The 25,308-nt window shown below is 57.1% G+C and carries 26 protein-coding genes; 8 read left to right on the top strand and 18 right to left on the bottom strand.

Translation table 11 applies throughout. The features are described 5' to 3' along the window. Positions 1–130: 130 nt before the first annotated feature. From flgL to BN1115_RS10645, 13 genes are all read right to left on the bottom strand, one after another. The gene (gene flgL / locus BN1115_RS10705) at positions 131–1,339 is read right to left on the bottom strand and encodes a flagellar hook-associated protein FlgL (RefSeq protein ID WP_042657139.1); all 1,209 of its coding nucleotides are present in this window, start codon (positions 1,337–1,339) and stop codon (positions 131–133) included. Positions 1,340–1,343: 4 nt separating this feature from the next. Next, positions 1,344–3,347 (bottom strand): FlgK family flagellar hook-associated protein, encoded by a 2,004-nt coding sequence (locus tag BN1115_RS10700; protein WP_042657138.1) that lies wholly within the window; start codon positions 3,345–3,347, stop codon positions 1,344–1,346. A gap of 3 nt (positions 3,348–3,350) precedes the next feature. Continuing rightward, positions 3,351–4,424 carry a flagellar assembly peptidoglycan hydrolase FlgJ gene (flgJ, locus tag BN1115_RS10695; protein ID WP_042657137.1) on the bottom strand — a complete coding sequence of 358 codons (1,074 nt, stop codon included), beginning with the start codon at positions 4,422–4,424 and terminating at the stop codon, positions 3,351–3,353. A 43-nt stretch (positions 4,425–4,467) separates the two neighbouring features. Next, positions 4,468–5,565, bottom strand: a complete 1,098-nt coding sequence (locus tag BN1115_RS10690; RefSeq protein WP_042657136.1) for a flagellar basal body P-ring protein FlgI — start codon at positions 5,563–5,565, stop codon at positions 4,468–4,470. A gap of 8 nt (positions 5,566–5,573) precedes the next feature. Beyond that, complete coding sequence (flgH, locus tag BN1115_RS10685; protein ID WP_042057417.1) at positions 5,574–6,245, bottom strand: flagellar basal body L-ring protein FlgH; 672 nt, start codon at positions 6,243–6,245, stop codon at positions 5,574–5,576. Between the two features lie 14 nt (positions 6,246–6,259). Further along, positions 6,260–7,048, bottom strand: coding sequence for a flagellar basal-body rod protein FlgG (gene flgG, locus BN1115_RS10680; protein ID WP_042657135.1), 789 nt, complete (start codon positions 7,046–7,048; stop codon positions 6,260–6,262). A 14-nt stretch (positions 7,049–7,062) separates the two neighbouring features. Further along, positions 7,063–7,809, bottom strand: a complete 747-nt coding sequence (flgF, locus tag BN1115_RS10675) for a flagellar basal-body rod protein FlgF (RefSeq protein WP_042012589.1) — start codon at positions 7,807–7,809, stop codon at positions 7,063–7,065. 144 nt (positions 7,810–7,953) lie between these two features. Further along, positions 7,954–9,321, bottom strand: coding sequence for a flagellar hook protein FlgE (flgE, locus tag BN1115_RS10670; RefSeq protein ID WP_042657134.1), 1,368 nt, complete (start codon positions 9,319–9,321; stop codon positions 7,954–7,956). A 10-nt stretch (positions 9,322–9,331) separates the two neighbouring features. Continuing rightward, positions 9,332–10,072: a flagellar hook assembly protein FlgD gene (locus BN1115_RS10665; protein ID WP_042657133.1), complete on the bottom strand. Its 741-nt coding sequence runs from the start codon at positions 10,070–10,072 to the stop codon at positions 9,332–9,334. A gap of 15 nt (positions 10,073–10,087) precedes the next feature. Beyond that, positions 10,088–10,507 (bottom strand): flagellar basal body rod protein FlgC, encoded by a 420-nt coding sequence (gene flgC, locus BN1115_RS10660; protein WP_005350658.1) that lies wholly within the window; start codon positions 10,505–10,507, stop codon positions 10,088–10,090. Beyond that, positions 10,507–10,905: a flagellar basal body rod protein FlgB gene (flgB, locus tag BN1115_RS10655; protein WP_005334169.1), complete on the bottom strand. Its 399-nt coding sequence runs from the start codon at positions 10,903–10,905 to the stop codon at positions 10,507–10,509. The genes flgC and flgB overlap by 1 nt, the downstream gene beginning before the upstream one ends. Before the next feature lie 284 nt (positions 10,906–11,189). After that, positions 11,190–12,014: a CheR family methyltransferase gene (locus tag BN1115_RS10650; protein WP_042657132.1), complete on the bottom strand. Its 825-nt coding sequence runs from the start codon at positions 12,012–12,014 to the stop codon at positions 11,190–11,192. A gap of 17 nt (positions 12,015–12,031) precedes the next feature. Beyond that, entirely contained in the window at positions 12,032–12,943 is a 912-nt protein-coding gene (locus tag BN1115_RS10645) for a chemotaxis protein CheV (RefSeq protein WP_042657131.1), read from the bottom strand. Between the two features lie 144 nt (positions 12,944–13,087). On the opposite strand from BN1115_RS10645, the gene flgA reads away from it, so the two are divergent. From flgA to BN1115_RS10630, 3 genes are all read left to right on the top strand, one after another. Then, positions 13,088–13,771 (top strand): flagellar basal body P-ring formation chaperone FlgA, encoded by a 684-nt coding sequence (flgA, locus tag BN1115_RS10640; protein WP_082034831.1) that lies wholly within the window; start codon positions 13,088–13,090, stop codon positions 13,769–13,771. A gap of 91 nt (positions 13,772–13,862) precedes the next feature. Then, on the top strand, positions 13,863–14,183 hold the full coding sequence (flgM, locus tag BN1115_RS10635) for a flagellar biosynthesis anti-sigma factor FlgM (RefSeq protein ID WP_005334177.1): 321 nt from the start codon (positions 13,863–13,865) through the stop codon (positions 14,181–14,183). After that, entirely contained in the window at positions 14,180–14,596 is a 417-nt protein-coding gene (locus BN1115_RS10630; RefSeq protein WP_042657130.1) for a flagella synthesis protein FlgN, read from the top strand. The genes flgM and BN1115_RS10630 overlap by 4 nt, the downstream gene beginning before the upstream one ends. Positions 14,597–14,635: 39 nt before the next feature. On the opposite strand, the gene yfcE is transcribed toward BN1115_RS10630, so the two are convergent. Further along, positions 14,636–15,178 (bottom strand): phosphodiesterase, encoded by a 543-nt coding sequence (gene yfcE, locus BN1115_RS10625; RefSeq protein ID WP_042657129.1) that lies wholly within the window; start codon positions 15,176–15,178, stop codon positions 14,636–14,638. Positions 15,179–15,188: 10 nt separating this feature from the next. Beyond that, the gene (locus BN1115_RS10620; RefSeq protein WP_042657128.1) at positions 15,189–16,826 is read right to left on the bottom strand and encodes a peptide ABC transporter substrate-binding protein; all 1,638 of its coding nucleotides are present in this window, start codon (positions 16,824–16,826) and stop codon (positions 15,189–15,191) included. A 156-nt stretch (positions 16,827–16,982) separates the two neighbouring features. Here BN1115_RS10620 and BN1115_RS10615 point away from each other — a divergent pair, with 156 nt between their 5' ends. After that, positions 16,983–17,882 (top strand): DMT family transporter, encoded by a 900-nt coding sequence (locus BN1115_RS10615; protein ID WP_042057436.1) that lies wholly within the window; start codon positions 16,983–16,985, stop codon positions 17,880–17,882. A 19-nt stretch (positions 17,883–17,901) separates the two neighbouring features. Here BN1115_RS10615 and rsuA read toward each other — a convergent pair whose 3' ends face one another. After that, positions 17,902–18,594, bottom strand: coding sequence for a 16S rRNA pseudouridine(516) synthase RsuA (gene rsuA, locus BN1115_RS10610; RefSeq protein WP_021231067.1), 693 nt, complete (start codon positions 18,592–18,594; stop codon positions 17,902–17,904). A 168-nt stretch (positions 18,595–18,762) separates the two neighbouring features. Here rsuA and BN1115_RS10605 point away from each other — a divergent pair, with 168 nt between their 5' ends. Next, positions 18,763–19,962, top strand: coding sequence for an HD-GYP domain-containing protein (locus tag BN1115_RS10605; RefSeq protein ID WP_042657127.1), 1,200 nt, complete (start codon positions 18,763–18,765; stop codon positions 19,960–19,962). A gap of 17 nt (positions 19,963–19,979) precedes the next feature. Here the strand turns inward: BN1115_RS10605 and BN1115_RS10600 are convergent, their stop codons facing one another. Together BN1115_RS10600 and fsa are read right to left on the bottom strand one after the other, a co-directional pair. Next, entirely contained in the window at positions 19,980–20,159 is a 180-nt protein-coding gene (locus BN1115_RS10600) for a hypothetical protein (RefSeq protein WP_042657126.1), read from the bottom strand. 128 nt (positions 20,160–20,287) lie between these two features. Beyond that, on the bottom strand, positions 20,288–20,941 hold the full coding sequence (fsa, locus tag BN1115_RS10595; RefSeq protein ID WP_042657125.1) for a fructose-6-phosphate aldolase: 654 nt from the start codon (positions 20,939–20,941) through the stop codon (positions 20,288–20,290). Between the two features lie 128 nt (positions 20,942–21,069). Between fsa and BN1115_RS10590 the strand changes: the two genes are divergently transcribed. The 3 genes from BN1115_RS10590 (at position 21,070) to BN1115_RS10580 (ending at position 25,245) form a co-directional block, all read left to right on the top strand. Continuing rightward, positions 21,070–21,966: a glycyl-radical enzyme activating protein gene (locus tag BN1115_RS10590; RefSeq protein WP_042657124.1), complete on the top strand. Its 897-nt coding sequence runs from the start codon at positions 21,070–21,072 to the stop codon at positions 21,964–21,966. A 4-nt stretch (positions 21,967–21,970) separates the two neighbouring features. Continuing rightward, complete coding sequence (locus tag BN1115_RS10585) at positions 21,971–24,403, top strand: formate C-acetyltransferase/glycerol dehydratase family glycyl radical enzyme (protein WP_042657123.1); 2,433 nt, start codon at positions 21,971–21,973, stop codon at positions 24,401–24,403. Positions 24,404–24,498: 95 nt separating this feature from the next. Then, on the top strand, positions 24,499–25,245 hold the full coding sequence (locus BN1115_RS10580; protein WP_042657122.1) for a DeoR/GlpR family DNA-binding transcription regulator: 747 nt from the start codon (positions 24,499–24,501) through the stop codon (positions 25,243–25,245). Positions 25,246–25,308: the final 63 nt, after the last annotated feature.

Below are 25,308 nucleotides of genomic sequence, written 5' to 3'. Positions count from 1 at the left end.
CCGCAGGGAGGTCAACCCCGCAGCAACCATTAAATGGGGGATGGCAACAGCTTGTTACAATTGGCAGGAAATAACGCGAAACCGGTGTGCAGAGCAGCGATAACAGAAGAGGCCCAAAAGGGCCCCTTCATTAGCGGATATAGTCAAATAGCGTCAGACGACTTATCTTGCTGAAAGAGAGTTGCGAAGCACTCAATGCCGCATCCTCTTTGGAGAGCGTCGAAATAACCTCATAGAGATCCGCTTCCGACACCTTGGCTCTCGCCTCTGAGTTGAGAGTGCTGAGCCCCTCATTGGAGCCCATGACCGCCTCGAGACTGTTCATCCGGCCACCCAGCTCACCCAATCCATGATCGATATTCAGGCGGGCATTTTTCATATGGACGGTGGCATCAGCCACTTCCTGCGCAAAGTTATCAGCTGTGATACTGGGGTCGCGCAAGGCGGCCATAAAATCCGACATCCCGTTCAGCACATTGTCATTCTTTGGTGGATTGAGGTCAAACTGCTGAGCCGCGCCACCTGCTGGCAGATCAAGGGTCAACTCCAGACCATTGAAAGGGATCTTGGTGCCGGCAGTATAGTTACCCGTTTGCAGGGTATTGCCACCGCTATCCTTGATATCATAGGTGTCCGGTGGACCGATAGTCGTTGATACGGTATAGGTGTTGCTGGGCAGTGCCGAGTTGTAATTGGATTTGAAAAAATTATCAAAATTACCCTGATCGCCGATCCCGACCTTGATATTCGCGGTGGTGGCACTGGCGGTTCTTCTGGTCGCCACAATTTCAAACAGGTCCTGCCCAGAATCATTGGCAGCAATTTGTACTGTGGGTGATACCTGAATATTTCGCTGGCCAGGATCTCCTTGATAAATATATTTTCCGTTGGCGTCTTTGATATAAGGCTGGGTCTTGCTCTGATTGCCGCCAAATATGAATTCACCAGAGGAATTCTTGCTATTCATCAGGTCGAACATCTGCTGCTGCAACCCTTCCAGCTCGCTGGCAATAGCCTTGCGATCATCCATGCTGATAGAGCCATTATTTGACTTCTGGATCAGGGTCTGGGCACTCAGCATCGCATTATTAATCGACGTTAATACCGTCTCCTCATGCCCCAGACTGTTTTCCAGCAAGCTGCCATTGACCCCATACTGCTTGAACAGGTCGATCTCCTTGGTCAGTGCCATCTTCTGGCTCATCCCCGCGGGGTCTTCGCCGGCAGTCTGAAATTTATTACCGGTTTGCAGCTGTTGATAGGCGGTATTCAACCGCTCATTGGCACTGTTGAGGGAATAGATATTCCGGTCGTAGATCATGTTGGTGGTGATGCGCATGACGTTACCTCACGGACGAGAGCAGTGTATCGAAAATGGTTTTGGCGGTACTGACGATTTGCGCCGAAGCGGCATAGGATTGCTGGAAGCGGATCAGATTGGCTGCCTCCTCCTCCAGATTGACCCCAGACACGCTTTCAAAGATGCCTGTGCTCTGGATAAGCTTGGATTCATTGGCCTTGAGCAAGGTTTTTGCCTGACTGGTATTGTTGCCCACTTCCATCACCAACCCGGAATAGGCCTGATTAAAGGTCATCTTGTCGTTGGTAGTCCCACCATTGGTGCTCTTGCGCACCAGATCCTTGTTTTGCAATTCGGCCAATGCCAGACCATTGCTGTTATCGGCAAAGCCATTGCTGTTGTAACTGAGCTTGAAGCTGTCGTTAGCCTTCACCGTCCCGGTGATACTGAACTCGTAGCCAGGTGCCTGTTTCGGGTTGGCATAGACTGCGGCTCCGGCGGGGAAAGGGTTGACGATCGCCGACATCAGATCTTGTCCCTTGCTGCTCGCAGGTGCCGTACCTATCAGGGTGGTGCCATCGGCTTGAAAAACCTGATAGTTACCGTTGGTGTCAATCTTGACGACCTGGGGCGCCGTCGGGCTCAGACTATTGGTACCAAAACCTGACCCTGCTCCGGTATTGAATACCCCGCCCAGTTTGATATCAGCCCCGCCGCCATTATTGGTGCTCTTTTCCGCTTTGAGTGGAGAGGCCAACGCCAAATCTTCCGGTCGGGTGATCAGTTGCTCCAGCCCGGCGGCCGCGCTTTTGGTCGGTTGCAGCAACAATTTGTCACCCGCAGCCGGCGTACCGGTGAGGTCGATTGAAATACCGTGACCGGTGAGTTCAAACGTTGCAGGAGGGGTGGTGCCAGTCGCTACAGAGGTGCGATTGCCCGACTTGTCCAGCGAGAACACCTCATAACCGGTGGCGCTGCTAAAGCGCACTTCGTAATCAAACGGGGTCACTGATGTCCCTTTGCCTGGCACGAAACTGACATTCGCTCCGACCGTCCCGGTATTACTGCCGTATGGCAATCCCTTGCTGGTAGGCAGGGTGAAGATATCGCCGCCAATCTCGTTATCCAGATCCATCCCGAGGCGGTTTTGCTGGTTCAAGGCATCTGCCATCGCCACGGCCAACTGCCCCAGCTCACGCTTGGTTGGCTCAAGGTCGGTACGCGCCTTGAACAGCCCGCCCATGGCCCCACCAAATGTATCGTGATCGATGGTTGCCTGATTATCCCCCAACGTCAGCTGCAACTCCTGATCCCGGGAGTCAGGATCCCCTGCAATCAGCTTGAACTGGGCTACGCCCCCATCAAGGATCAGCGAATGGCCAGTGCTCATATTGACCAGCATGCTGCCGTTGGGTTGGGCTACGGTGCGAATATCCATCTTCTCCGACAGCTGGCGGATCGCCTCATCCCGCTGATCAAACAGCATCAGGTTCTCTTCGGGTGAACCCTGGGTGCGGAGGATGGCCTGGTTGAGATCATTGATGCTGGTGAGCAGGCTGTTGACCTGCTTGGTTTCATCTTCGATGCGGGTATTGAGGGTATCGCTCTGCTTGTCGAACTGCGCCGAGAGGGTATGGAAGCGGTTGACCATGCCACTCAGCTCCGTCATCGCCACCTTGCGGCCACCGATCTCGGCGGGCGATTCATTGGCAGAGTGGAATGATTTGAAATAGGAGGTAATGGCCGCTCCCACACTGTTGCTGGTATCCCCCAGCAAGCTGTCAACACCCGCAAGTTGTTCGTAATGGGTCATAGAAGCGTGATAGGCGGAGGTATCACGGCGCACCTCCCCCTGCATATAGTCGTTGATCACCCGCTGGGTCTTGATGTCACCGGTACCAAGACCGATGGAATTGGTAAACACCAGCGTACGTTCACGCACATAGCCCTGGCTATTGACGTTCACTATGTTGTTACTGGTGGTCTGCAGCAGGCGTTGCTGCGCCAGCACGCCCGATGAACCAATCCCAAGCAGGTCGCTTGCCATATGTTACAGCTCCATCTCGTTGTATTGGGCAATAGCATCACTGCGCAATACCTGTTTCAGTTTTCTGGCGTAGTGCGGGTCGGTGGCATAACCCGCCTGTTGCAGCGCCTCGAAATAGCGGTCCGGGCTATCCACCTTTGCCAGGGCCCCCTTGTAGCGAGAGCCGGAGGTGAGGAAGTCCACATAGTCGTTGAAGCTCTCTTCAAACGACTCATAGGAGCGAAATGCCGCTTTCTGACGGGAGGCGACGCCTTGCTCATACTCGAGCGTGCTGACCACCGCCTTGGGCCCTTCCCAGCGCGGATCGGCCTTGATGCCAAACAGGTTATGGGTCACCTGCCCCTCGCCATCCTTGATCACCCGCTTGCCCCAACCGCTCTCCAGTGCCGCCTGAGCGACCAGTACCGCCGGGCTTAACCCCAGCTTGTCGGCCGCTTTCTTGGCCAGCGGCATCAGGCGATTGACGAACTCTTCCGGCGTATCGAACTCTTTGCCCCCACTACTGGCGGCACTGCCCTCTTCGCTGGCAATCCGCCCCATGGGCGGGATGCTGCGGTGTGGTCGATGGGGCATCGTGAGCCCGTGGCTCTCCTTGGCCCCCTCCGCCATCTCTTTCTCAGCAAAATCTTTGCCAACTTTTGATACAGCGATCAAATCGTCGGCAGCCGCCGTGGGGGGCTGATAGGGTTTGTAGGTCCGTTCGGTACGCTGCGGCATCTTGAGCACCCGCCCATCCTGATGGGTAAAGGTCTCGGGAGAGAGCTGCTTGACCACCATGTCAGCCAGTCCCAGCCCCCCCTTGCTCGACATGTCGGCAACCCGCTGCTCATCCAGCATCCCTTCATAGAACTGGGTATAGCTGCTGTTCATCGGGTTGTCCTGAGTCAACACCCCGTTGGCCTGACGCATGCTCTGAAACAGCATCTGGGTAAAGATTGACTCGAACTGGCGCGATGCACTCTTGAGCGCTTCGGCCTGCCCTTCTTTGCTTTGGCTCATCTGGCGCAGACGGTCCAGGTTCTTGATGTCCTGTACCATCCCGAGATTCATGCCGCTGTTGGTGTCAAACTCCGCCATTTTGCTTACCTCATTGCCACCCGTGGCAACCACTTGCCGCTTGTTACAATATGACCAGTTGCCCCTCGATGGCGCCTGCCTGCTGCAGCGCCTCGAGGATGGCCATCAAATCACCGGGGGCGACCCCGACCTGATTGACCGCGCGAACCAAGTCGTCCAGGGTCGCACCGGTATCAAACTTGAACATCCGCCCCGGCTCCTGCTGGACATTGATGGTCGAGTTGTTGGTCACCACCGTCTCGCCCCCCGACAACGGGTTGGGCTGGGACACTTGCTTATTCTCGGCTATGGTCACCGTCAGGCCGCCGTGGCTGATGGCCGCCGGTTTGAGCTTGACCTGACTGCCGATAACGATGGTGCCGGTACGGGAGTTGACGATAATTTTGGCCGCCTCATTGGCCGGATCCACCTCCAGATTCTCGATGGTGGCGAGATAGGAGACGCGCTGACCCGGATCCCGCGGGGCATAGACCTTGACCGAGGTGGCATCGAGCGCCTGAGCGGTATTGGGCCCCACCAGATCGTTGACCACATCGGCCAGCCGGCGCGCAGTGGTGAAGTCGGGGCGGTTAAGGTTGAAGGTGATGGTGTCCCCCTGACTGAAGGAGTTGGGCACCTCCCGCTCCACGGTGGCACCGTTGGCAATCCGCCCGACGGTCGGGGTATTGACCACCACCTTGGAGCCATCAGCCCCCTCGGCCCCCAGACCACCGACCACCAGACTGCCCTGCGCGACCGCATAAACCCGACCATCCAACCCTTTCAGGAAACTTTGCAGCAGGGTACCGCCGCGCAGGCTCTTGGCCTCGCCGATGGCAGAAACAGTGACATCAATGGTTTGGCCCGGCTTGGAGAAGGGTGGCAAGTCGGCATGGATCGCCACCGGCGCCACATCCTTGATCTTGGGCTTGATGTTATCCGGCACCTTGATGCCAAAGTTGTTGAGCATGGTACGGAAAGTCTGCTCGGTGAAGGCGTTATTCTTCTCGCCAGTACCGGGCAGCCCCACCACCAGGCCGTAACCAATCAGCTGGTTGTTGCGCACCCCTTCAACCGAGCTGATGTCCTTGATCCTGGCAGCATTGGCCACGCCCAGAGGGAGCAAACAGCAAAGCAGAGTGACAAGACGGAGTGACTTCATAACATCTCCTAGAGCGGCCACCAGGGGCCATTGAAAAAGCTGGTCAGCCACCCTTGCTCCTGGCTATTGGCCAGATCGCCGGTACCACCGTAGTAAATGCGGGCATTGGCCACCTTCTGGGACGAGACGCTGTTGTCAGACGTCACATCCTCCGGGCGAATAAGGCCGGTGATCCGGATATATTCATTGCCATTGTTTAGCATGATCCACTTCTCGCCGCGCACCACCAGATTGCCGTTGGGCAGCACCTTGGCCACGCTGACCGAAATATTACCCTGCAGGCTGTTGCTCTGATCCGCCTTGGCCTGGCCCTTGAACGCGCTGTCTTGAGCAATGGAGGCCGAGAGATCATAGGGGCTGGCTGTCACGGGCACGCCCCCCAACTTGACCGGGTCCAGATTGAACTTGTTATCCTTGCCACTCTGGGTATTGGCTTTTTTCGAGGCCGAGGTCGATTCCGCCAACTCGATGGTGATGATGTCACCCACCTTGTGCGCCTTGATATCCGAATAGATGCCATTGACCTGATCCGGTTGGAAAATCGCCCCTGTCGGCCGCACCGACACCGGCTCCGACTCCCCGTAAACGGGGGAAAACTCGGGATCATCAGGCTTGGGTGTATTGGGAGTGCTGCTACACCCTCCCAGCACCAGCAATCCCAGCATCCATACGGCTTTCATCATGCACCTCCTAATTAGGTACGCTGGATCAGGAAGGACATCATGCCGTCCACAGCGGAGAGCACCTTGGAATTCATCTCGTAGACCCGTTGAGCCTGAATGAGGTTCACCAACTCTTCGGTTACGTTAACGTTGGAGGTCTCCAGCATCCCCTGCTTGACCACCCCCAGACCATCGGCACCGGCGTTGCCCTGAATGGCGGCACCGCTGGACTGGGTCTCGACGAACATGTTCTCCCCCATCGGCTGCAGGCCACTGGCATTGACGAAGTCTGACAAGGTGATCTGCCCGACCACCTGAGACGCGCCATCGCCCTTGAGCTGCACCGAGACCTGGCCATCTTCGCCCACCGTGACGCTCTGGGCGTTTTCCGGGATCTGGATTTCCGGTTGCAGGGTGTAACCGTTGCCCGGCGTCACAATCGTCCCTTCATCGTTGAGGGTGAACTGACCGTTACGGGTATAGGCCGCACTGCCATCGGGCAGCTGAATTTCAAAGTAACCACGGCCACTAATCATCAAATCCAGCGAGTTGTCGGTGGTTTGCACGTTGCCCTGGCTGTGGTTTTTCTGGGTCGCGACCACCTTGGCACCCGCCCCCAGCATCAAGCCGGAGGGGAGCTCGGTATCGGCAGAGGAGCGGCCACCAGGCTGATTGATGTTTTGATAAAGCAGATCTTCAAAGATGGCCCGTGACTTTTTGAAGCCCACGGTGCTGGCGTTCGCCAGGTTGTTCGAGGTGACCGAAATATTGGTCTGCTGTGCATCCAACCCGGTCTTGCTGATCCAGAGTGCGGGATTCATAGGTAACTCCTTGATTAGCTGATTCGCAGCAGTTGGGTTTGAGCTTCATCATTTTCTTCGGCCGTCTTCATTATTTTGACCTGGGTTTCGAACTGACGTTGCAGCCGGATCAGGTTGGTCATCTCATCCACCACATTGACGTTGCTCCCCTCAAGGGAGCCGGCAATCAGGCCGACATTGGCCGAGGCTGCTTCATTCTGGCCATCCTTGCGGCGAAACAGACCATCTTGCCCCTTCTCCACCGCATCGGCGGCCGGGTTGACCAGCTTGATCCGCTGGAAATCTTCCGGCAAGTTGGCGGCAGCCCCTTCCGGTCGACCGCTGATGGTGCCATCCCGATTGATCTCGAGTTTCTCCATCGGCATCGGCAGCACGATAGGCTGACCACCATCGTCCACCACATTCAGGCCGGTCGAGGTTTGCAAGTTGCCGGTCGCATTGACCTGCAAATTCCCCATGCGGGTATAGGCTTCACCGCCCTTGGGATCCTGCACGGCAATCCAGCCCGGACCATCCACCGCCACGTCCAGATCCCGTCCTGTGGTCATCAGCATGCCATGCTGCAGGTTCTGACCCGGGCGCTCAGCCATGGCAAACACCCGGCTTGGCAAGCCTTCACCGAACGCCTGCATGCTTCTGGCCTGCTCGAAATCGGACTTGAAACCGGTGGTATTGGCATTGGCGAGGTTGTTGCCCCGAACAGCCAGGCTGTTCATGGTCTCTTTGGCCCCGGACATGGCGATATAAAGCAGGTGATCCATGGAATTCTCCGTCAAACAGATGACTCTGACAGGAGAAATGCAATTAGAGTGCCAATAGCAAAGATAGCGGGGAGTAAGAAGCGCGAGGAGGCGACAGAAACAGAGAGGGGGCCAGGCCCCCTCTCATTTTCATGCATTGTGTAATTAACGGATCTGCAGAATGGTCTGCTGCAGCGAACTGTTGACCTCCAGTGAACGGGAGTTAGCCTGGAAGTTACGCTGGGCAGTGATCAGGTCCACCAGCTCGGAGGTCAAATCCACGTTGGACTGCTCCAGCGCCGATGATTTGATGGTGCCAAATGTTCCCGAATTGGGTGTCCCCGGCAAGGCCTCACCAGAAAGCAGGGATTGCCGCCAGGAGGTATCGCCAACCTGAGTCAGCCCTTGCGAGTTGGCAAACTTGGCCATGGCAACCATCGCCACCTTGATGGTGGTGGCGTTGCTGTAAGTCGCAGACACTATACCATCCGGGGTGATCTCAACCTTGGTCAAACGACCAACAGTAGAACCATCCTGTGTCAACTTACTGACTTCAAATGGTGAGGCATATTGGGTCACCGTTCCGAAGTTGATATCCACCTGCTGGGTGGGATCTGCACCGTTAGTGATAATGCCAGCGCCTGTTGGGGGCGCAGTTCCCAATTGCTCTGTCTTGATGGTCGCCGGTGTAGTAGGGGTAACCATCTTGCCATCAGCACCGAAGGTGACTCTTGCACCAGCAGGCGCTTGGCTCAAACCAGTCGCCATCGTCGGTGTTACACCACCGACAATATCAATGGGTTTATCACCTTGGTAGAGGTACATACGCCAAGCAGTTGGATTGGCCGGTTTGGTCAGATCTGCGGGGTCAGCTTCTTTGACAAAATATTGCGTGATGGTATGCGGCTCGCCCAGAGAGTCATAAATCACCACTGAGGTTGAAGAAGAGTAAGTTTTCGAATCTTTGGGATCAAAGGTTGATGCATCACCTGCACCTCCACCTGCAGGCAACGGCGACGCTGTCGACGGCAAGTTGAAACTGGCGTCAATCTTCGTGGTCTTAATCGGCTCACCAGCACGGTCAGGGATCTGGATAGGCTTGGTTGCATTGATACTGACCGCTTTTGGAGACCCATCTTCGTTAATTTCATAGCCTTGCAGATAATGGCCCTGATTGTTGACCATATAGCTGTTTTCATTGAGCTTGAAGGCACCGGCACGGGTGTAAGTGCGATCCAGATTGGTCAATCCATCCGAAGTCACAAAGAAGCCATTCCCCTGGATCGCCAAGTCCAGTGCGTTATTAGTAAATTGCAGCGCCCCCTGATGGAACTGCTGGGCAACCGCGCCAGTCGCCACACCGTTACCGACCTGGGTCTTGGCACTGACAAAAATGGAGTTGGCGTAGACATCCGCAAACTCGGCACGGGACTCTTTAAAGCCCATGGTGTTAACGTTGGCAATGTTGTTGGCGGTGACGTTCAAGTCTTTTTGTGCCGCGTTGACACCGCTCAAGGCATTGTTAAATGACATATCCAGCTCCTTAGATCGATGCTGTCGACGTGGTTTTTGACGGTGTAACCGTCGGATTTGAATTGGTTCCTGAAATTTGCAGAATGTTGTTCAAATATTCGCTACCCAGTCCTCTCAAATTGAGGCGAGTCGGGTTAGTCGCATTGCCCAAGGCAACACTGTCCACTTTGGCATAAGCAAATGTGGCAATACTTTCCGATTTGCCATCGAGAGTGCCGCTGGCTTTGATGACATACTTGCCTGCGGCGACTCGGTTGCCGGCCTTGTCTTTACCGTCCCAAGCAATTTCAACATTACCTTTTTGGTCTCCTTCGAGAGGAAACTCCTTGATAACCTGCCCCTTTTCATCCTCAACGGTAATTTTGACGCCCGAATATTTATTCGTTGTACCAACAGCAACGACCGCAGATAACGAACCATCCTGGTCTAAAAATCCGGTATTGCCCTGTAGCAACACATTTTGACCAACCAGAGAAGACGCTTGCAGAGCCTGGCTGGATATCATCTGGTCATTAAGCTTGCCCATCTGGGTAGACAGACTGCTGATCCCCTCCGACGTAGACATGGAGGCCATCTGGGAAAGCATCTGGGCATTGTCGACCGGCTTGAAGGGATCCTGATATGACAGCTGCATGGTCAGCAGTTTCATAAATGAAGCCTGATCCAGCTCTTTCTTGGGCGCCGTTGTGGTGCCTGTCGTCTGGGTCGTGGTACGGCTGATACCGTTCACATTGTTGGTTGTATCGACCATGCTGCATCCCTCCTATCAGGACTTGCCAAGCTGGAGCGTCTGCTGCAGCATCTTCTTGGCCGAATCTGCAACTTGGACATTGGTCTGGTAGCTGCGCGAGGCGTTGATCATGTCGGCCATCTCTTCAACCATGTTGACGTTCGGCTTGAAGATGAAGCCGTCTTTGTCCGCCATCGGGTGGTTGGGGTTGTACTCTTTAAGCAGTGGTGCCTTGCTCTCGACAATGCCCTTCACCTCAACCCCGACCGAGCCCTGCTTATCAGACATCGCCTGATCGAGCTGGGCGGCAAAGACTGGCCGCCTGGCGTGGTAAGTATTTTCCACACTGGAGCTGACGCTGTCCGCGTTGGCCATGTTGCTGGCAACCGTGTTGAGCCGCACGGACTGTGCGCTCATAGCCGAGCCTGCTATGTCGAAGACCTTGAACAAACTCATCACTGCTCTCCTTTCAGGGCCTTCAGCAGGCCACTGATCTTGCTATTCATAAATTCAAGGGAGGTTTGATACTCGAGGCTATTGCGCAGAAACTCGCTGCGCTCCTGCTGCACATCGACCGTATTGCCGTCACCGGTATCCGGTTGCAGCGGGTTGCGATATTGCACGGTACCCGGAGCGTCCATATTCAAGGCAAAATGCTTTTCGCTGGTCGTGGCCAGACCAAAACCCTGATGCGACTGGGCCTCCTGCAACGCCTGTGCAAAGTTGATATCCCTGGCTTTGAAGCCCGGTGTATCCGCGTTGGCAATATTGCTGGACAGCACTTCAGCCCGCTTGGCGCGAACGCTTATCGTGTGTTGATGAACACCGAATGCCTTGTCAAATGAAAGAGCCATAGCACACCTCCTGCTTGGTATATTTTGTTTGCAAGAGGTGTGCCATAAGCGAATCACTCAACTCGATGGTCTGGGGATGAGCACATTTCAGACCAGAAACCACGGGAGTATCTCGCCCCAGCAGCCAGGTAACGTCTGGCTACCTCAGGTTGTTAACCATCTTGGCAGTGGTTGGAAATGGCAGGCAAATAGAGGCATTGAACTGTAGAGAAAGAAAGAGGGAAGCTAATCGCTTCCCTCTTTACATGAACTGGCAAGAACCCAGAATATCAAGGCTATCAGGCCTATTTGACCTTGTAGACTATCCCCGGATTACAGCGGATCATCTCGAACCGGTCGGTCAATCCGGCCAGTGACTCCGACGCCCCCAACATCAGATACCCACCAGGATTGAGGCTGGCAGCAAACTGGTTGAGGATCTTTGACTTCACTTCCGGCGCAAAATAGATGAGCACGTTACGGCAAAAAATGATGTCAAACTTGCCAAGCAGGCTGTAGCTCTCCAGCAAATTGATCGGCCGGAAGGTGGTCAATTTTCTGACTCGCTCCACCACCCGCATCTTGTTGTCGCCGTAAGGCTCAAAAAACATCTTCTTACGCTCGGGCGACAACCCGCGAGCCAGTGCAAGACTGTCATAAATGCCTTCCTTGCACTGATTGAGCATGGTCGTCGAGATATCCGTTCCGACAATCTGAACGCCACCGGGCAAGGTGCCCGGCTTTTTCATCTGTTGCTCCAGCGCCGTCATGGCAATGGAGTAGGGCTCCTGACCTGACGACGAGGCGGCAGACCAGATCTTGATGGGGCGGCCGCTTTTCCCCAATTCCGGGAAAATCTTGTCGGTAAGCAGTTGAAACGGATAGGTATCACGAAACCAGAGGGTCTCGTTGGTTGTCATGGCATCCACCACGGCCATTTTCAGGTCACGCTCTCGCACACTCATTGCACGGGTAACCAGATCAGACAGACTCTCGATGCCAAACTGAGCCATCAACGGTGAAAGACGGCTCTTCACCAGATACTGTTTGTTATCACCCAGCACGATCCCGCTCTGAACCGCCAGAAAGTTGCTGAACTGTTTGTATAAGTCGTCCGAAAGTGTCTTCATGCAGCTGTTCTTCTTTATTAGAGTGCGTTTTGTACGGCCTTGGCCAATTCATCCGGTTGGAACTTGGCGATGAAATTGTTGGCCCCCACTTTCTGCACCATGGCCTGGTTGAATACCCCACTGAGTGAGGTATGCAGAATAACATGCAAATCCTTGAGATTGGGATTATTCCGGATTTCTGCAGTGAAGGTGTAACCATCCATTTCCGGCATTTCGATATCCGAAATGACCAGCGCAATCTGATCCTTGATGGGGCCATTTTTGGCCATTTCCAGCAGCATATTCAGTGCTTCACGACCATCTTTTGCCAGCACGCACTCGACCCCGATGGCTTCGAGCGCACGCTGCACCTGTTTGCGCGCAACTGAAGAGTCATCGGCCACCAGCACAGGACGTCCCAGGGTCGGGTGTTCGACGCTAGACTCCACCAGCTCTTTGCTCACTTCGGTAGAGACCGGGGAGATCTCGTTGAGAATACGTTCAACATCGAGGATCTCTACCAACTCGCCGTCCACCTCGGTGACCGCCGTCATGTAGTTGATGCGCCCCGCCCCTTTGGGCGGCGGCAGGATTGACTCCCAGTTCATATTGATGATGCGCTCGACCGAATGCACCAGAAAACCCTGAATGGAGCGGTTGTACTCGGAGATAATAATGAAGCACTTGCTCAAATCTTCAATCGGACGCTTGCCAACCGCCATGCTGAGATCGATGACCGAAATCGTCTGGCCACGAATATGGGCGACCCCGCGAATGCAAGAGTTCAGTTTGGGCATCACGGTCAAGGGGGGGCACTGCAACACTTCACGCACTTTGAATACGTTGATGCCAAATCTTTGACGTCCGTTGAGACGAAACAACAACAACTCCAGCCGGTTTTGTCCCACGAGCTGGGTACGCTGGTTGACCGAGTCCAGAATACTGGCCATAAACACTCCCTAAAAACGCTTGGCATTAATCATGCATGCGTGATGGATTGCGTCAGACTATCGATGTGACAACGAACAGATTCTGAAGCAATCATAGTTAAATATGGTGATATGCGTGAACAACTTATCGACCAACGAGCGAAAATGATTAACCGACTTTTACTCATCAGCCTCTTTTTTGGCAGCATATCTTCCAGCTACGCCTCGGACGTCACTACTTATCTGCAAGAAAGGGCACAAGAGTTCGTTTACAGCCAGCTGGATGTTTCGTTGGATGCCAGAGCTGAGGTTACCCCTGCCACGCTGGATGAACGGCTCCCACTGACCCGCTGCGAAGATCTGCTCACTATCAGCTTACCAGCAAAAATGGAAATTCGCCGCAATACAACAGTTTACCTTAAATGTGAGGAAGACAAACCCTGGGACGTCTATCTCCCGGTGCGGGTCAGCATTCAAAAACCCTATGTCACGGTGGCCAACCCCATTGCCAAGGGGGATCTGCTGAGTGAAAGCCAGCTGGTCCTGGCCTATCAGGATCAAACCCTGATCCGCGGCGACTACCTGACTGACACCGCTCCTCTTATCGGGGTACGCAGCAAGCGAGAGCTAAAACCGGGGCAGCCCATCCGTTTAAGCCAAGTTTGTGTAGTGTGTAAAGGGGATCAGGTCACTCTGACGGCAGAAAACAGCAACTTCCAGATCAAAACCATGGCCCGAGCCTTGCAAGATGGCAGCTTCGGAGAGATCATCAAACTCGTCAATATTCGCTCCGGCAAAACCGTTGAGGGTAAAGTCAGTGCTGTGGGTGCCGTATCGGTCACGTTTTAAATCCGGATCCTTGACAACTTTTTTCTAAAGTTTTGACCTGCCGCACCGATAAACAGGTAAGCAAACCTTAAAGCAGACGAAGGTAACTAAAATGGCCATCAACAATATCAACAACTTGGCGAACAATCGGTTGCAAAATACCGCTAATAGCCAGGGGACAGGCAGCAAGTCAGTCACCTCATCGCCCGAAAACAAAGCGGCTACTGTCAAGCTGGACTCCGTCTCCTTGACCAGTGAGGCGCAACAATTGCAAAAGATGCAACAAAACCTCAATACCGCCTCGACCGGCAATGAGAGCAAGGTCGAACGACTGAAAAAAGCCGTCGCGAGTGGCGAATATCAGGTCAACAGCGACGCTGTTGCCAAGAAGATGTTCAGTTTCGAGGCCAATCTGGACAAAGTTCTGGGATGATGGACTTACCTTCGTTACTGCACACCCAAGATGATTACCTCAGCCAGATGCAAGGCATTCTGGAAGAGGAGTTCAGCTTGCTCGAGCAGCATCAGGCACTGGCCCTGCCTGCACTGACCGAGCGCAAACAGCAGTTGCTTGCTGCGATAGAAACCCTGGACAAGACGCTGGCAGAGATGCCGGAACTAGCACTGCAGCTGGCAGCCTATCCCGACGAGATAGCGCAGCTTCGTGCAAAACTGGATGCCTGCCAGGCACAAAATGATATCAACGGTCGCTTGCTTGAATTGAGCATGGTCTCCAACCGTCGTCTGGCAACCTTTCTGAGTCAGTTGCGAGATCGCAACAGCCTGACCTATGACGCCAAGGGCAACACTCGCTCTGGCACCCGCTCCTACGGTATCAAGGCCTGACATCTCTTATCATCAGGCCTTGCATTTTTTCTGTCCGTTTTAAAACATCAGTCGCAGCAACTCTCGCCCATCCTCACACGCATTGACGCGTAGCACCCCGTCTTCATAGCAGCCGTAACTGGCAGGCAGCTCGCCGCGCGGGAAACAGATCGATCCCGGGTTCATCAATACCCGATCCCCCTGCCACTCCAGCACCGGCACATGGGTGTGACCACTCAGGAACAGACTGCCCGCCGGGAGCTGTACCTCGTCCGGACGGTAAAGATGACCGTGGCTGACAAACCAGCGCCGCTCATCGACCAGCAGCTGGTTGTAGGGAGCGGTAATGGGAAAGCGCAACAGCATCTGATCCACTTCGGAATCACAATTTCCCCGCACCGCGATGATCTGCGGTGCCAGCTCGTTGAGCAGATCGGCCACGGCGGCCGGGTTATATCCCTCCGGCAGAGGATTGCGCGGGCCATGGTTGAGCAGATCGCCGAGCAGCAGATAATGATCCGGCTGCCAGGGCTCAAGTTGGGTCAGCACCCGCTCCAGCGCAATGATGCTGCCGTGGATGTCGGAAATGATGGCAAGTTTCATGAAATGCTCCTCACTGCGGGCTGAAATAGAGATCCTTGGTGGCAATCGTCCCTTTCAAATTCTGGCTGGGCAGCCCTCGCAGCGCGGGATCGACCAGTCTCATCTGATTGTAATGATATACAGGGATGATCGGCGCCTCTTCGAGCAGCAACTGTTCGGCATGGTGGTACAGTTCACCCCGGCTCGCACCGTCCAGCGTGTTGGCCGCCTGCTCCAGCAGCAGATCAAAATCGGGATTGCAGTAGCCGCTCTCGTTGCGCAGATCCTGACAACGGAAGCTGCCCAGCATGGCTGACGGCTCGACGTAATCGCCAAACAGGAAACTTCTGGCCACCTGAAAATCACCGCTATCCTTGGCCACCTGATAGGCCCCCCACTCCAGACTGTTGAGGGAGACCTGCACCCCCAGCTTCTGCCACATGGCAGCAATGGCCATTGCCATCTGCTTGTGGGTGTCGGCAGCGTTGTAGGTAATACTCAGCTTTAGTGGATTCGCACTGTTATACCCGGCCGCAGACAGCAGGGCTGCCGCTTTGGCCTGCCGAGTCGGCATATCTTCGAGCGCCACAGGCAATACCACCTGGGGATAACCCGGCATCTCCGGCAACAGCGACCATGCCGCCTGCTCATCCTGCCCGCTCACTGCCCCAATGAGCTGCTGTCGATCAACCGCCATGGAGAGCGCCTGACGCACCCGCACATCCTGCAGTTCGGGTCGCTTCAAATTGAACGCATAGAGATAGGTGCCAAACAGCGGCAAGCCCCAGAGCCGCTCCGGAGACTCGCGCTTCATCTTCTGGTAATAGCCGAGGGAGACCTTGTTGGTGAGCTGGATTTCACCAGCCTCATAGCGCAGCCGTTCGGCATGTTGCGAGGTGATCGGCAGATAGGTGACCCGTCCGATACGGGTGTGAAGGTCATCCCAGTAGTGGATATTGCGCTCGGCTTCTATCCGCTCGTTCGGCGTCCAGCTTGCCAGCCGGTAAGCACCATTGCTCACCAGCTTGCCGGGCTCGGTCCACTGCTTGCCAAACTGGGCTATCGCCTTCTGATTGACTGGCACAAAGGGGCGCTGACTGATGAGCTGCAAAAAATAGGGGGCAGGTCGCTCCAGAGTGATTTTCAGGATCTGGTCGCTTTGCGCCTCAATGCCCAGATTGTCGAGCTCCAACGCACCGGCATAGATGGATTGCGCATTGTTGATCCCCGTCGCCAGCAGCAATCCGGCAGAAGGGGAGTTGATGGCCGGATCGAGTAGACGACGCCAGGCATAGACGAAATCAGCGGCCACCAGCGGCTCGCCATTGGACCACTTCAGTTGGGGGCGCAGGAAAAAACGCCACTCCAGTCCATCTTCACTCACCTCCCAGCGCTGTGCCTGAGCAGGGACGATATGCCCCTGCCCATCTTCGCTGACCAGCCCTTCAAACAGATCGACCAGTACCGCCTCCCCCGGAAAACCGGATCGCACCAGCGCCGGATCCAAAGACTCCGGCTCGGCACCGTTGCCCTTGACCAGGGTTTGCCGATCGGCCAGCAGAGGCTGCTGCTCAACGGTGGTGGCATGGGCCAGGGGCCCTGCCAGCACGGCAAGCAATAGCGGGGAGAGCCAGCGTTGCGCCAGCTTGGGGAAGAAACCATACCTCATGACAAAACCTCGAATAAAACCACTGCAGGAGGGGAAGGCCGACGGCGCGCCTGATGAATGCCTGATGCCGCTCTTGTTATCCCCGAAAACGCCCCGTATTGTATCGGGCTTGCCCGGGAGATGGAGTCTTTCGGGTTAATTTTTTCAGGAGTTTTTATGGGTTATGAGTGGCTGGCCCTCGCATCGGCCAGTTTATGGGCAGTTGCAGCGCTAATTTCGGTCAAACCGGCCCGTCATCTCGGCGCATTTGCCTACAGTCGCTGGCGCATGTTTCTGGTCAGCCTGATGCTCGGCACCATGAGTCTGCTCACCGGTGGCTGGCAAACCCTCACCGCAAGCGCCCTGCCCCTGCTCGCCATCTCGGGACTGGTCGGTATCTTCGTCGGCGACACGGCGCTGTTTGCCTGCATGAACCGGCTGGGGCCAAGACGCAGTGCCCTGCTTTTTTCCTGCCATGCGCTGTTTTCCGCCCTGCTTGGGCTCTGGCTATTTAATGAACAGCTCACTGGCTGGCGACTGCTGGGGGCCATGCTGGTCTTTGCCGGCGTGATGCTGGCGATCCTGTTTGGCAGACGCAGTAGCAGCAACGAGTGGGAGCAGATCCGTGGCAATCTGGCGCTGGGGATTGGCCTTGGCCTGACGGCGGCACTGTGTCAAAGCGTGGGAGCCATTATCGCCAAGCCGGTGATGATGAGTGGTGAGGTGGATGCGGTGAGTGCATCGGGTATCCGGATGGGCAGTGCCCTGCTGGCCCACTGCGTCCTGCGGCTGGGGCGCTTGCCACTGGCGATGCCGCTCAAACCGGTCAATCGCCAGATCCTCGCCATGATTGCCACCAACGGTTTTCTAGCGATGGGGCTGGGCATGACGCTGATCCTGATGGCTCTGCGGCAGGGCGAGGTGGGCATGGTAGCCATTCTCTCCTCCACCACGCCGGTACTGCTGCTGCCGCTGTTGTGGTGGCACTCGGGGGAGCGGCCATCCGTTGCCGCCTGGGCTGGGGCACTGATTGCCACCCTTGGCACGGCGCTGGTGCTGGGTTTCAGCACTCACTGACACCCGGCACCATCCCTGATCAGAACAGGGCGATTTCCTCAGCGGTCAGCTCGCGGTATTCACCGGGGGCCAGCTCTTCATCCAGCGTCAGGCCACCCACCCGCTCGCGATGCAAGCCAACGACCTTGTTGCCGATGGAGGCAAACATCCGCTTGACTTGGTGGTACTTGCCTTCATGGATGGTCAGGCGGGCCTCGCACTCACCGAGAATTTCCAGCTGGGCAGGACGGGTTTTATCGGTCTCGTTACGCAGGTAGACCCCTTCGGCGAACAGCGCGATCGCATCCGGGCTCACCGGATCGGCCAGCCAGACGTGATAGGTCTTGGCACACTCGTGGCGCGGCGAGGTGATGCGGTGGGACCATTGACCGTCGTCGGTCACCAGCACCAGACCCGTGGTATCGAGGTCGAGGCGACCCACCACGTGCAGCTTGCCCATCGCCGGTTCATCCATCAGGAAGAAGACGGTCGGGTGATCCGGATCCTCGTTGGAGCAGACGTAACCTTCCGGCTTGTGCAGCATGAAATAGCGGTTGCGCTGCTCCAGCGTCAGCAGCACGCCGTCAAACTCGATCTGGCTCTGCTCATTGATATGAAAGGCGGGCTGCTTGACCACAATGCCATCCACCATGACCTCACCCTGACGGATCAGTTTGCCTGCCAGCGAGCGGGTCAAATCGGAACAATCGCACAGAAATTTATCAAGCCGCATTCACAACCTCGGAGTCCAACAAGTAAAGGGGCGTCATTATATCGGGCGGGGGCGACAACGCCACTGTTAAGGGGTTGCCAATTATGACGAACTGGTCATCCAATGTTACACTTCTCCGGTGTGACCCATCCGAACGATACTCATAATAATAAAAGTCAGGAAGCCCTCATGAAGTCTCAAGCATCCTATCCCGTCATTCCCGTCAACCAGCTGAAACCCGGCATGTATGTCATTGCTATCGCCAGCCAGACAGGTGGGATGGAGATCGCCCAGATGGGTATGGTGACCAGCGTGGCACAAATTGCCAATCTGGTACGCCAGGGGGTGCTCACGGTGCGCATTGATCTGGCCCGCAGCAAGCTGGGCAGCGCCGAGAGTGACGCCGTTATCTCCCCCGACCTCAATGCCAACAGCGCCCAGGCGGGACGCCGGGCCAGTGCCAACGGTGAAGGGCGGGAGCTGAAGATCCGCCGCCTTTACCAAGAGGCCCGCGAGCTGCAAGGCAAGTTCATTCGCCAGCTCAAGGCGGGTGAACCCATCGACATCACCCCGCTGGCGGAAGTCGCCGAAGAGATGGTAGACACCATGTTCAGCCACGGCGATGCCATGCTCTGTCTGGCCCGTATTCGCGCCAAGGATGCCTACCTGATGGAGCACTCCATGAACGTGGCCATTCTGCTCGCCAACTTCGGTCGCTATCTGGGTCTGGAGCGCAGCGTGCTCAAAGAGCTGACCCTGGGTGGCCTGCTGCACGACGTGGGCAAGATCATGACCCCGGACGAGGTGCTCAACAAACCGGGCAAGCTGACTGACGAGGAGTTCACCATCATGCGCCAGCATGTGGTGCACAGTTACGAGATCCTCAGTAATACCCCGGGCATCACCCCCACCATGCTGGAAGTGGCCGCCAACCATCACGAGCGGCTTGATGGTACCGGCTACCCACAGCGGCTCAAAGGCGAGCAGCTCTCGCTCTATACCCGGATGAGCGGCATCGTCGATGTCTATGATGCCATCACCGCGGATCGGGTCTACAAAGCGGGCATGCAGCCGACCCAAGCCTTCCGCATTCTACTCAAGGGGATCAATCAGCACTTCGATGCCGAACTGGTGACCAGGTTCATCAAGTGCATGGGGGTCTATCCGGTGGGAACGCTGGTGCAACTCTCGAACCAGCGCTTGGCCATCGTGATGCAGCGCAACGAACAGCAACCGCTCAAGCCGGTGGTCAAGGTGATCTATCACGCCACCCAGCGTCACTACCTCGAGGTGCAGTGGCTGGATCTGGCCAAATCAGGTGTGCAGGAGAGCATCGAATGCACAGTCGATCCCAAAGAGTTTGGCATCAAACTCGCCAACTTCTTCTAATCCCTTACCTCAGATATTCATGATTGGCGCTGGCTGTCGAGCCAGTGCTGGATCAGAAACTCCTCATCCAGTGGCGAGAGATCAAAACGCAGGCTGGCCTCTTCAATGGCAGAGATATCGTGCAAGTGATGCTCGCTGAGCCAAAGCACCGCACGACGCAAATCTTCACCATGGGGGAGTAGCAAATGGTCGCTCATGGGATACCTCCGGTAAACTGCAGGGCGGCCAGCGAACGTGGCCCCCTCTTTCAAGTCTAGTCGGTCAATCCCCACAACCTGCGCTTCACCCTCCCCCCTTTATCACAACAATCCGCTTGTCACTGCAATCAACGACCGAAGGCGCGCTGCCAATCCTGATCAAACTTCACCAGCGCCGCATCCACCGCAGGCACGTTCAGCAACTGCTCCGCCACATCGAGCGGCAAGGTGATGGACTGGCAACCGGCCAGCAGGCAGTCAAGCGCCTGACGGGGAGTGCGGAATGACGCCGCCAGCACCTTGCTGTTCGGGGCGTGCAGCTCAAGCAGCTGTTGCAGCTCCTGCACGGTGGCGATGCCATCGCCCCCCTGGGCATCCAGTCGGTTGACATAAGGTGCGACATATTCCGCCCCCGCCACCGCCGCCAGCCAGCCTTGCAGCGGGGTATAGACCGCCGTGCCCAGCGTCGGCACGCCGTTGGCGGTCAGGCTCTTGATCGCTGCCAATCCCTCTGCGCATACCGGGATCTTGATCACCAGATCCGGGTCCAGCTCACGCAGGGCGAACGCCTCGCGCACCATCTCGGTGTCGGTTTTGGCCATCACCTGAGCAAACAGGCGCGCCTTGGGCCCCAGTACGTCGCGCAGGGCGGGCAGCAGCTCGGAGAGCGGCATGCCCCCGGCGGCAGTAATGGAAGGATTGGTGGTGACACCGGCCAACGGCAGGATCCGTGACCAGCGACGCACTGCCGCCACATCGGCGGTATCGAGATACAGCTCCATCTCTAACTCCTTAACGGGATGTTCAATATGTCGCCATTCTAGCGATAAAACATCTGCAAATAGCTTGATCGAAATCAAATCAACTTTCGAATGAAAGCAAATAGAATGCAAATACAAAAGGAGGCGGTATGATTTTCGACCTGCAACGATATTCAACTCACGATGGCCCCGGCATTCGCACCCTGGTATTTCTCAAGGGGTGCTCGCTGGCCTGTCGCTGGTGTCAAAACCCGGAAAGCCGCTCTCCCAAGCCGGACATACTACTAGACCGGCGCCAGTGCATCGAGGGATGCCAGCTCTGCAGCCAGGCCTGTCCGGCAATCTTGCGTGACAGCGAGGGGATCCAGCTCAGCCGTTCAGCCCTCAAGGCCGACGATATGGAACGGCTGCGCGGCCTCTGCCCCAGCGAAGCGCTGCAGGTGTGCGGCCGCGATGAAATGCTGGACACCCTGATGGACACCATCTTGCGGGATCGCCCCTTCTTCGAACGGAGCGGCGGTGGCGTCACTCTCTCCGGTGGCGAGCCGTTTATGCAGCCCGACTTTGCCGCCGCTCTGCTGGCACGCTGCAAGGCACAAGGGCTACACACGGCGGTCGAGAGCTGCCTCCATGTGCCCTGGCACCAGATTGAGCCAAGCCTCCCCTCACTGGATCTGGTGCTGGCGGATCTCAAACACGTGGATAAAGAACGTTTCTTCAACTGGACCCGCGGCAAGGTGGAGCTGCCCATCGCGAACCTCAAACGCTTGGCCGAGCACGGCGTGCCGATGCAGATCCGGGTGCCGCTCATTCCCGGCTTCAATGCCGACCGCGAATCGATCACCGCCATCACCGACACCGCTGCCAGTCTCGGCACCGTGCAGGAGATCCACTTCCTCCCCTACCACACCTTGGGGATGGGCAAATATGCCCTGCTGGATCTGCCCTATCAGGCGCCGGAGACACCGCTCGACGACCCCGATTTACTCAACTTTGCCCACGCATACGCCCAACGTCAGGGGCTGACCCCTGTGACCAGAGGATAAGATCATGACCCAGCTCGACCTCAATACCCTCAGCCCACGGATCCGCGCCCACAAAGAGAGCCTGATCCACATCGTTCAACCACCGGTCTGCACCGAGCGTGCCCGCCACTACACGCAGGCCTATCAGGCTCATCTCGCCCGGCCGCTGCCGGTGCGCCGCGCCCTGGCGCTGGCCCATCACCTCAAGGAACGCTCCATCTGGATCAAGCACGACGAGCTGATCGTCGGTAACCAGGCCAGTCAGGTGCGGGCGGCGCCGCTGTTTCCTGAATACACGGTGAGCTGGATTGAGAAGGAGATCGACGAGCTGGCAGACCGCCCCGGCGCCGGTTTTGCAGTCAGCGAAACCGACAAAGAGATCATCCATGCCCTCACCCCCTTCTGGCGCGGCCAGACGGTGCAGGATCGCTGCTTCGGCCTCTTTACCGACGAACAGAAAGCGCTGCTGGAGAGCGGCATCATCAAGGCCGAGGGCAACATGACCTCGGGGGATGCCCACCTCGCGGTCAACTATGAGGAGTTGCTCACGCTGGGGCTCGATGGCTTCAAGGCCAAGGTGGCCGAGCGGCGCAGTCGGCTGGATCTGGCGGATTGGGCCGATCTGCAACGCGAGCAGTTCCTGCACGCCGTCGCCATCACCCTGGAGGCGGTCAGCGATCACATCGAGCGCTACGCCGCCCTTGCCCGTGACATGGCCGCTCAAGAGTCTCGCCCCGAGCGCCGAAGCGAGCTTGAGACCATTGCGCTCAACTGCGCCCACATCGCCCACCAGCCACCCGAGACCTTCTGGCAGGCGCTGCAGCTCTGCTACTTTATCCAGCTCATTCTGCAGATCGAATCCAACGGCCACTCGGTGTCGTTTGGCCGGATGGATCAATCTCTCTACCCCTGGTATCGCCGCGAAGTGGAATTGTCGGAATCCCTGCCTCGGACGCGCGCCATCGAGCTGCTGCAAGGGTGCTGGCTCAAGTTGCTGGAGGTGAACAAGATCCGCTCCGGCACCCACTCCAAGGCCTCCGCCGGCAGCCCGCTCTATCAAAACGTCACCATCGGTGGCCAGAACTGGCGGAATGGCGCGGCCCATGACGCGGTCAACGGCCTCTCCTACGCGATTCTGGAGTCCTGCGGCCAGCTGAGATCCACCCAGCCGAACCTGTCGGTGCGCTACCACGCCGGGATGAGCGAGGATTTTCTCGACGCTTGCATTCAGGTGATCCGTTGCGGCTTTGGCATGCCCGCCTTCAACAACGACGAGGTGGTGATCCCCGAGTTCATCAAGCTCGGGGTGAGCGTGGAGGATGCCCACCACTACGCCGCCATCGGCTGCATCGAGACCGCCGTGCCCGGCAAGTGGGGCTATCGCTGCACCGGCATGAGCTTTATCAACTTCGCCCGCATTCTGCTGGCATCCCTCGATGGCGGCCGCGATGCCACCACCGGCAAGGTATTCCTGCCCCAGCCCCAGTCGCTGCGAGACGGGAGCTTTGGCAACTTTGACGAGGTGATGGCCCGCTGGGATGAGCAGGTGCGCTACTTCACCCGCAAATCCATCGAGATCGACTGCGTGGTCGACAGCGTGCTGGAAGCCCAAGCCCACGACATCCTCTGCAGCACTCTGGTAGATGACTGCATCGAACGCGGCAAGACCATCAAAGAAGGGGGTGCCGTCTATGACTGGGTCTCCGGTCTGCAGGTGGGGATCGCCAACCTCGGCAACAGTCTGGCGGCCCTGAAGAAACTGGTGTTCGAGCAGGGGGTGGTGGATCAGCACGAGCTGGCTGCCGCCCTGGAGCAGGACTTTGCAGGGCTCCAGGGCGAGCAGTTGCGCCAGCGCCTCACCAATTCCGCCCCCAAATATGGCAACGATATGGACGAGGTTGACCTGCTGCTGGTACAGGCTTACCAGAGCTACATCGACGAGCTCAAGGGACTGCACAACACCCGCTTCGGCCGTGGCCCCATCGGTGGCACCTACTATGCGGGCACCTCCTCCATCTCCGCCAACGTGCCGTTCGGTGCTGCCACCATGGCCACCCCGGATGGGCGCCATGCCCGCACCCCGCTGGCGGAAGGAGCCAGCCCCTCTTCGGGTTCGGATCGTCTCGGCCCGACCGCGGTGTTCAACTCCATCGGCAAGCTGCCCACGGCGGCCATTCTCGGCGGGGTGCTGCTCAACCAGAAGCTGAGCCCGGCCAGCCTTGAGAACGAGCGGGACAAAACCAAGCTGATGAGCCTGCTGCGCACCTTCTTCGAGGTACACAAGGGGTGGCACGTGCAGTACAACATCGTCTCTCGCGAAACCCTGCTGGCGGCCAAGGCCAATCCGGATCAGTACCGGGATCTGGTGGTACGGGTGGCGGGCTATTCGGCCTTCTTCACCGCCTTATCCCCGGATGCGCAAGATGATATCATCGCCCGCACCGAGCACAGTCTCTGACGGGGTGCCCCCATGGCGCCTGTGACGTCATATGATTGGCAAGCCACCCCCACGGGTGGCTTGCCGTTATCCATCACCTTGCATGCGAGCGCACCATGAACCCACGCCACCAATTGATCCTCACTCTGGTCCATCAGGCGCGCAAGATGAGCGTGAGTGAGCTCGCCCAACACACCGGCGTGTCGGAGGTGACTGTGCGCAACGACCTCACCGCGCTGGAGAAACAGGGGCTGCTCAGACGGGTACACGGCTCGGCCATGGCGCTGGAGACCGATGACCCGGATGCCCGGATGAACATCAACTACCTGCTCAAGGAGCGTCTCGCCGAGCGGGCCGCCCAGCTGGTGGAAGATGGCGAGACGGTCTTTATCGAAGGGGGCAGCGCCAACGCCATGCTGGCGCGCCATCTGGCCCTGCACAAGAGGGTCACCATCATCACCATCAGCAGCTATATCGCCCATCTGCTCAAAGACACCCCGGCTCAGGTAGTGCTGCTCGGCGGGCTGTTCCAGCATCAGAGCGAAAGCGTGGTGGGGCCGCTGACGCGCCTCTGCATCGAGCAGGTGCACTTCTCCAAGGCCTTTATCGGGGTCGACGGTTTTCACCCCGAGGTGGGCTTTACCGGTCGTGACATGATGCGGGCCGATGTGGTCAACAGCGTGCTGGCCAAGGGGATGACCAATGTGGTGATCACCGACAGCAGCAAATTTGGCACCATCCACCCGAGCCAGCTTGGCGCACCGGGCCAGATCACCGTGCTGGTCACCGACGACGCCCTGCCCGCCCCCATGCGTGCGGCTATAACCAACCGTGGTATTGCGCTGCACTGCGTCACGGCCTGATCTGCCCTGACCTTGCAACAAAAAGCAGCTACGGGCCTCTCAACCAGAAATATCCAAACGGGC

The organism is Aeromonas allosaccharophila, assembly GCF_000819685.1.
Classification (GTDB): domain Bacteria; phylum Pseudomonadota; class Gammaproteobacteria; order Enterobacterales; family Aeromonadaceae; genus Aeromonas; species Aeromonas allosaccharophila.
The sequence above is the reverse complement of the archived record's forward strand: the minus strand, read 5'-3'. Positions and strand labels throughout refer to the sequence as shown.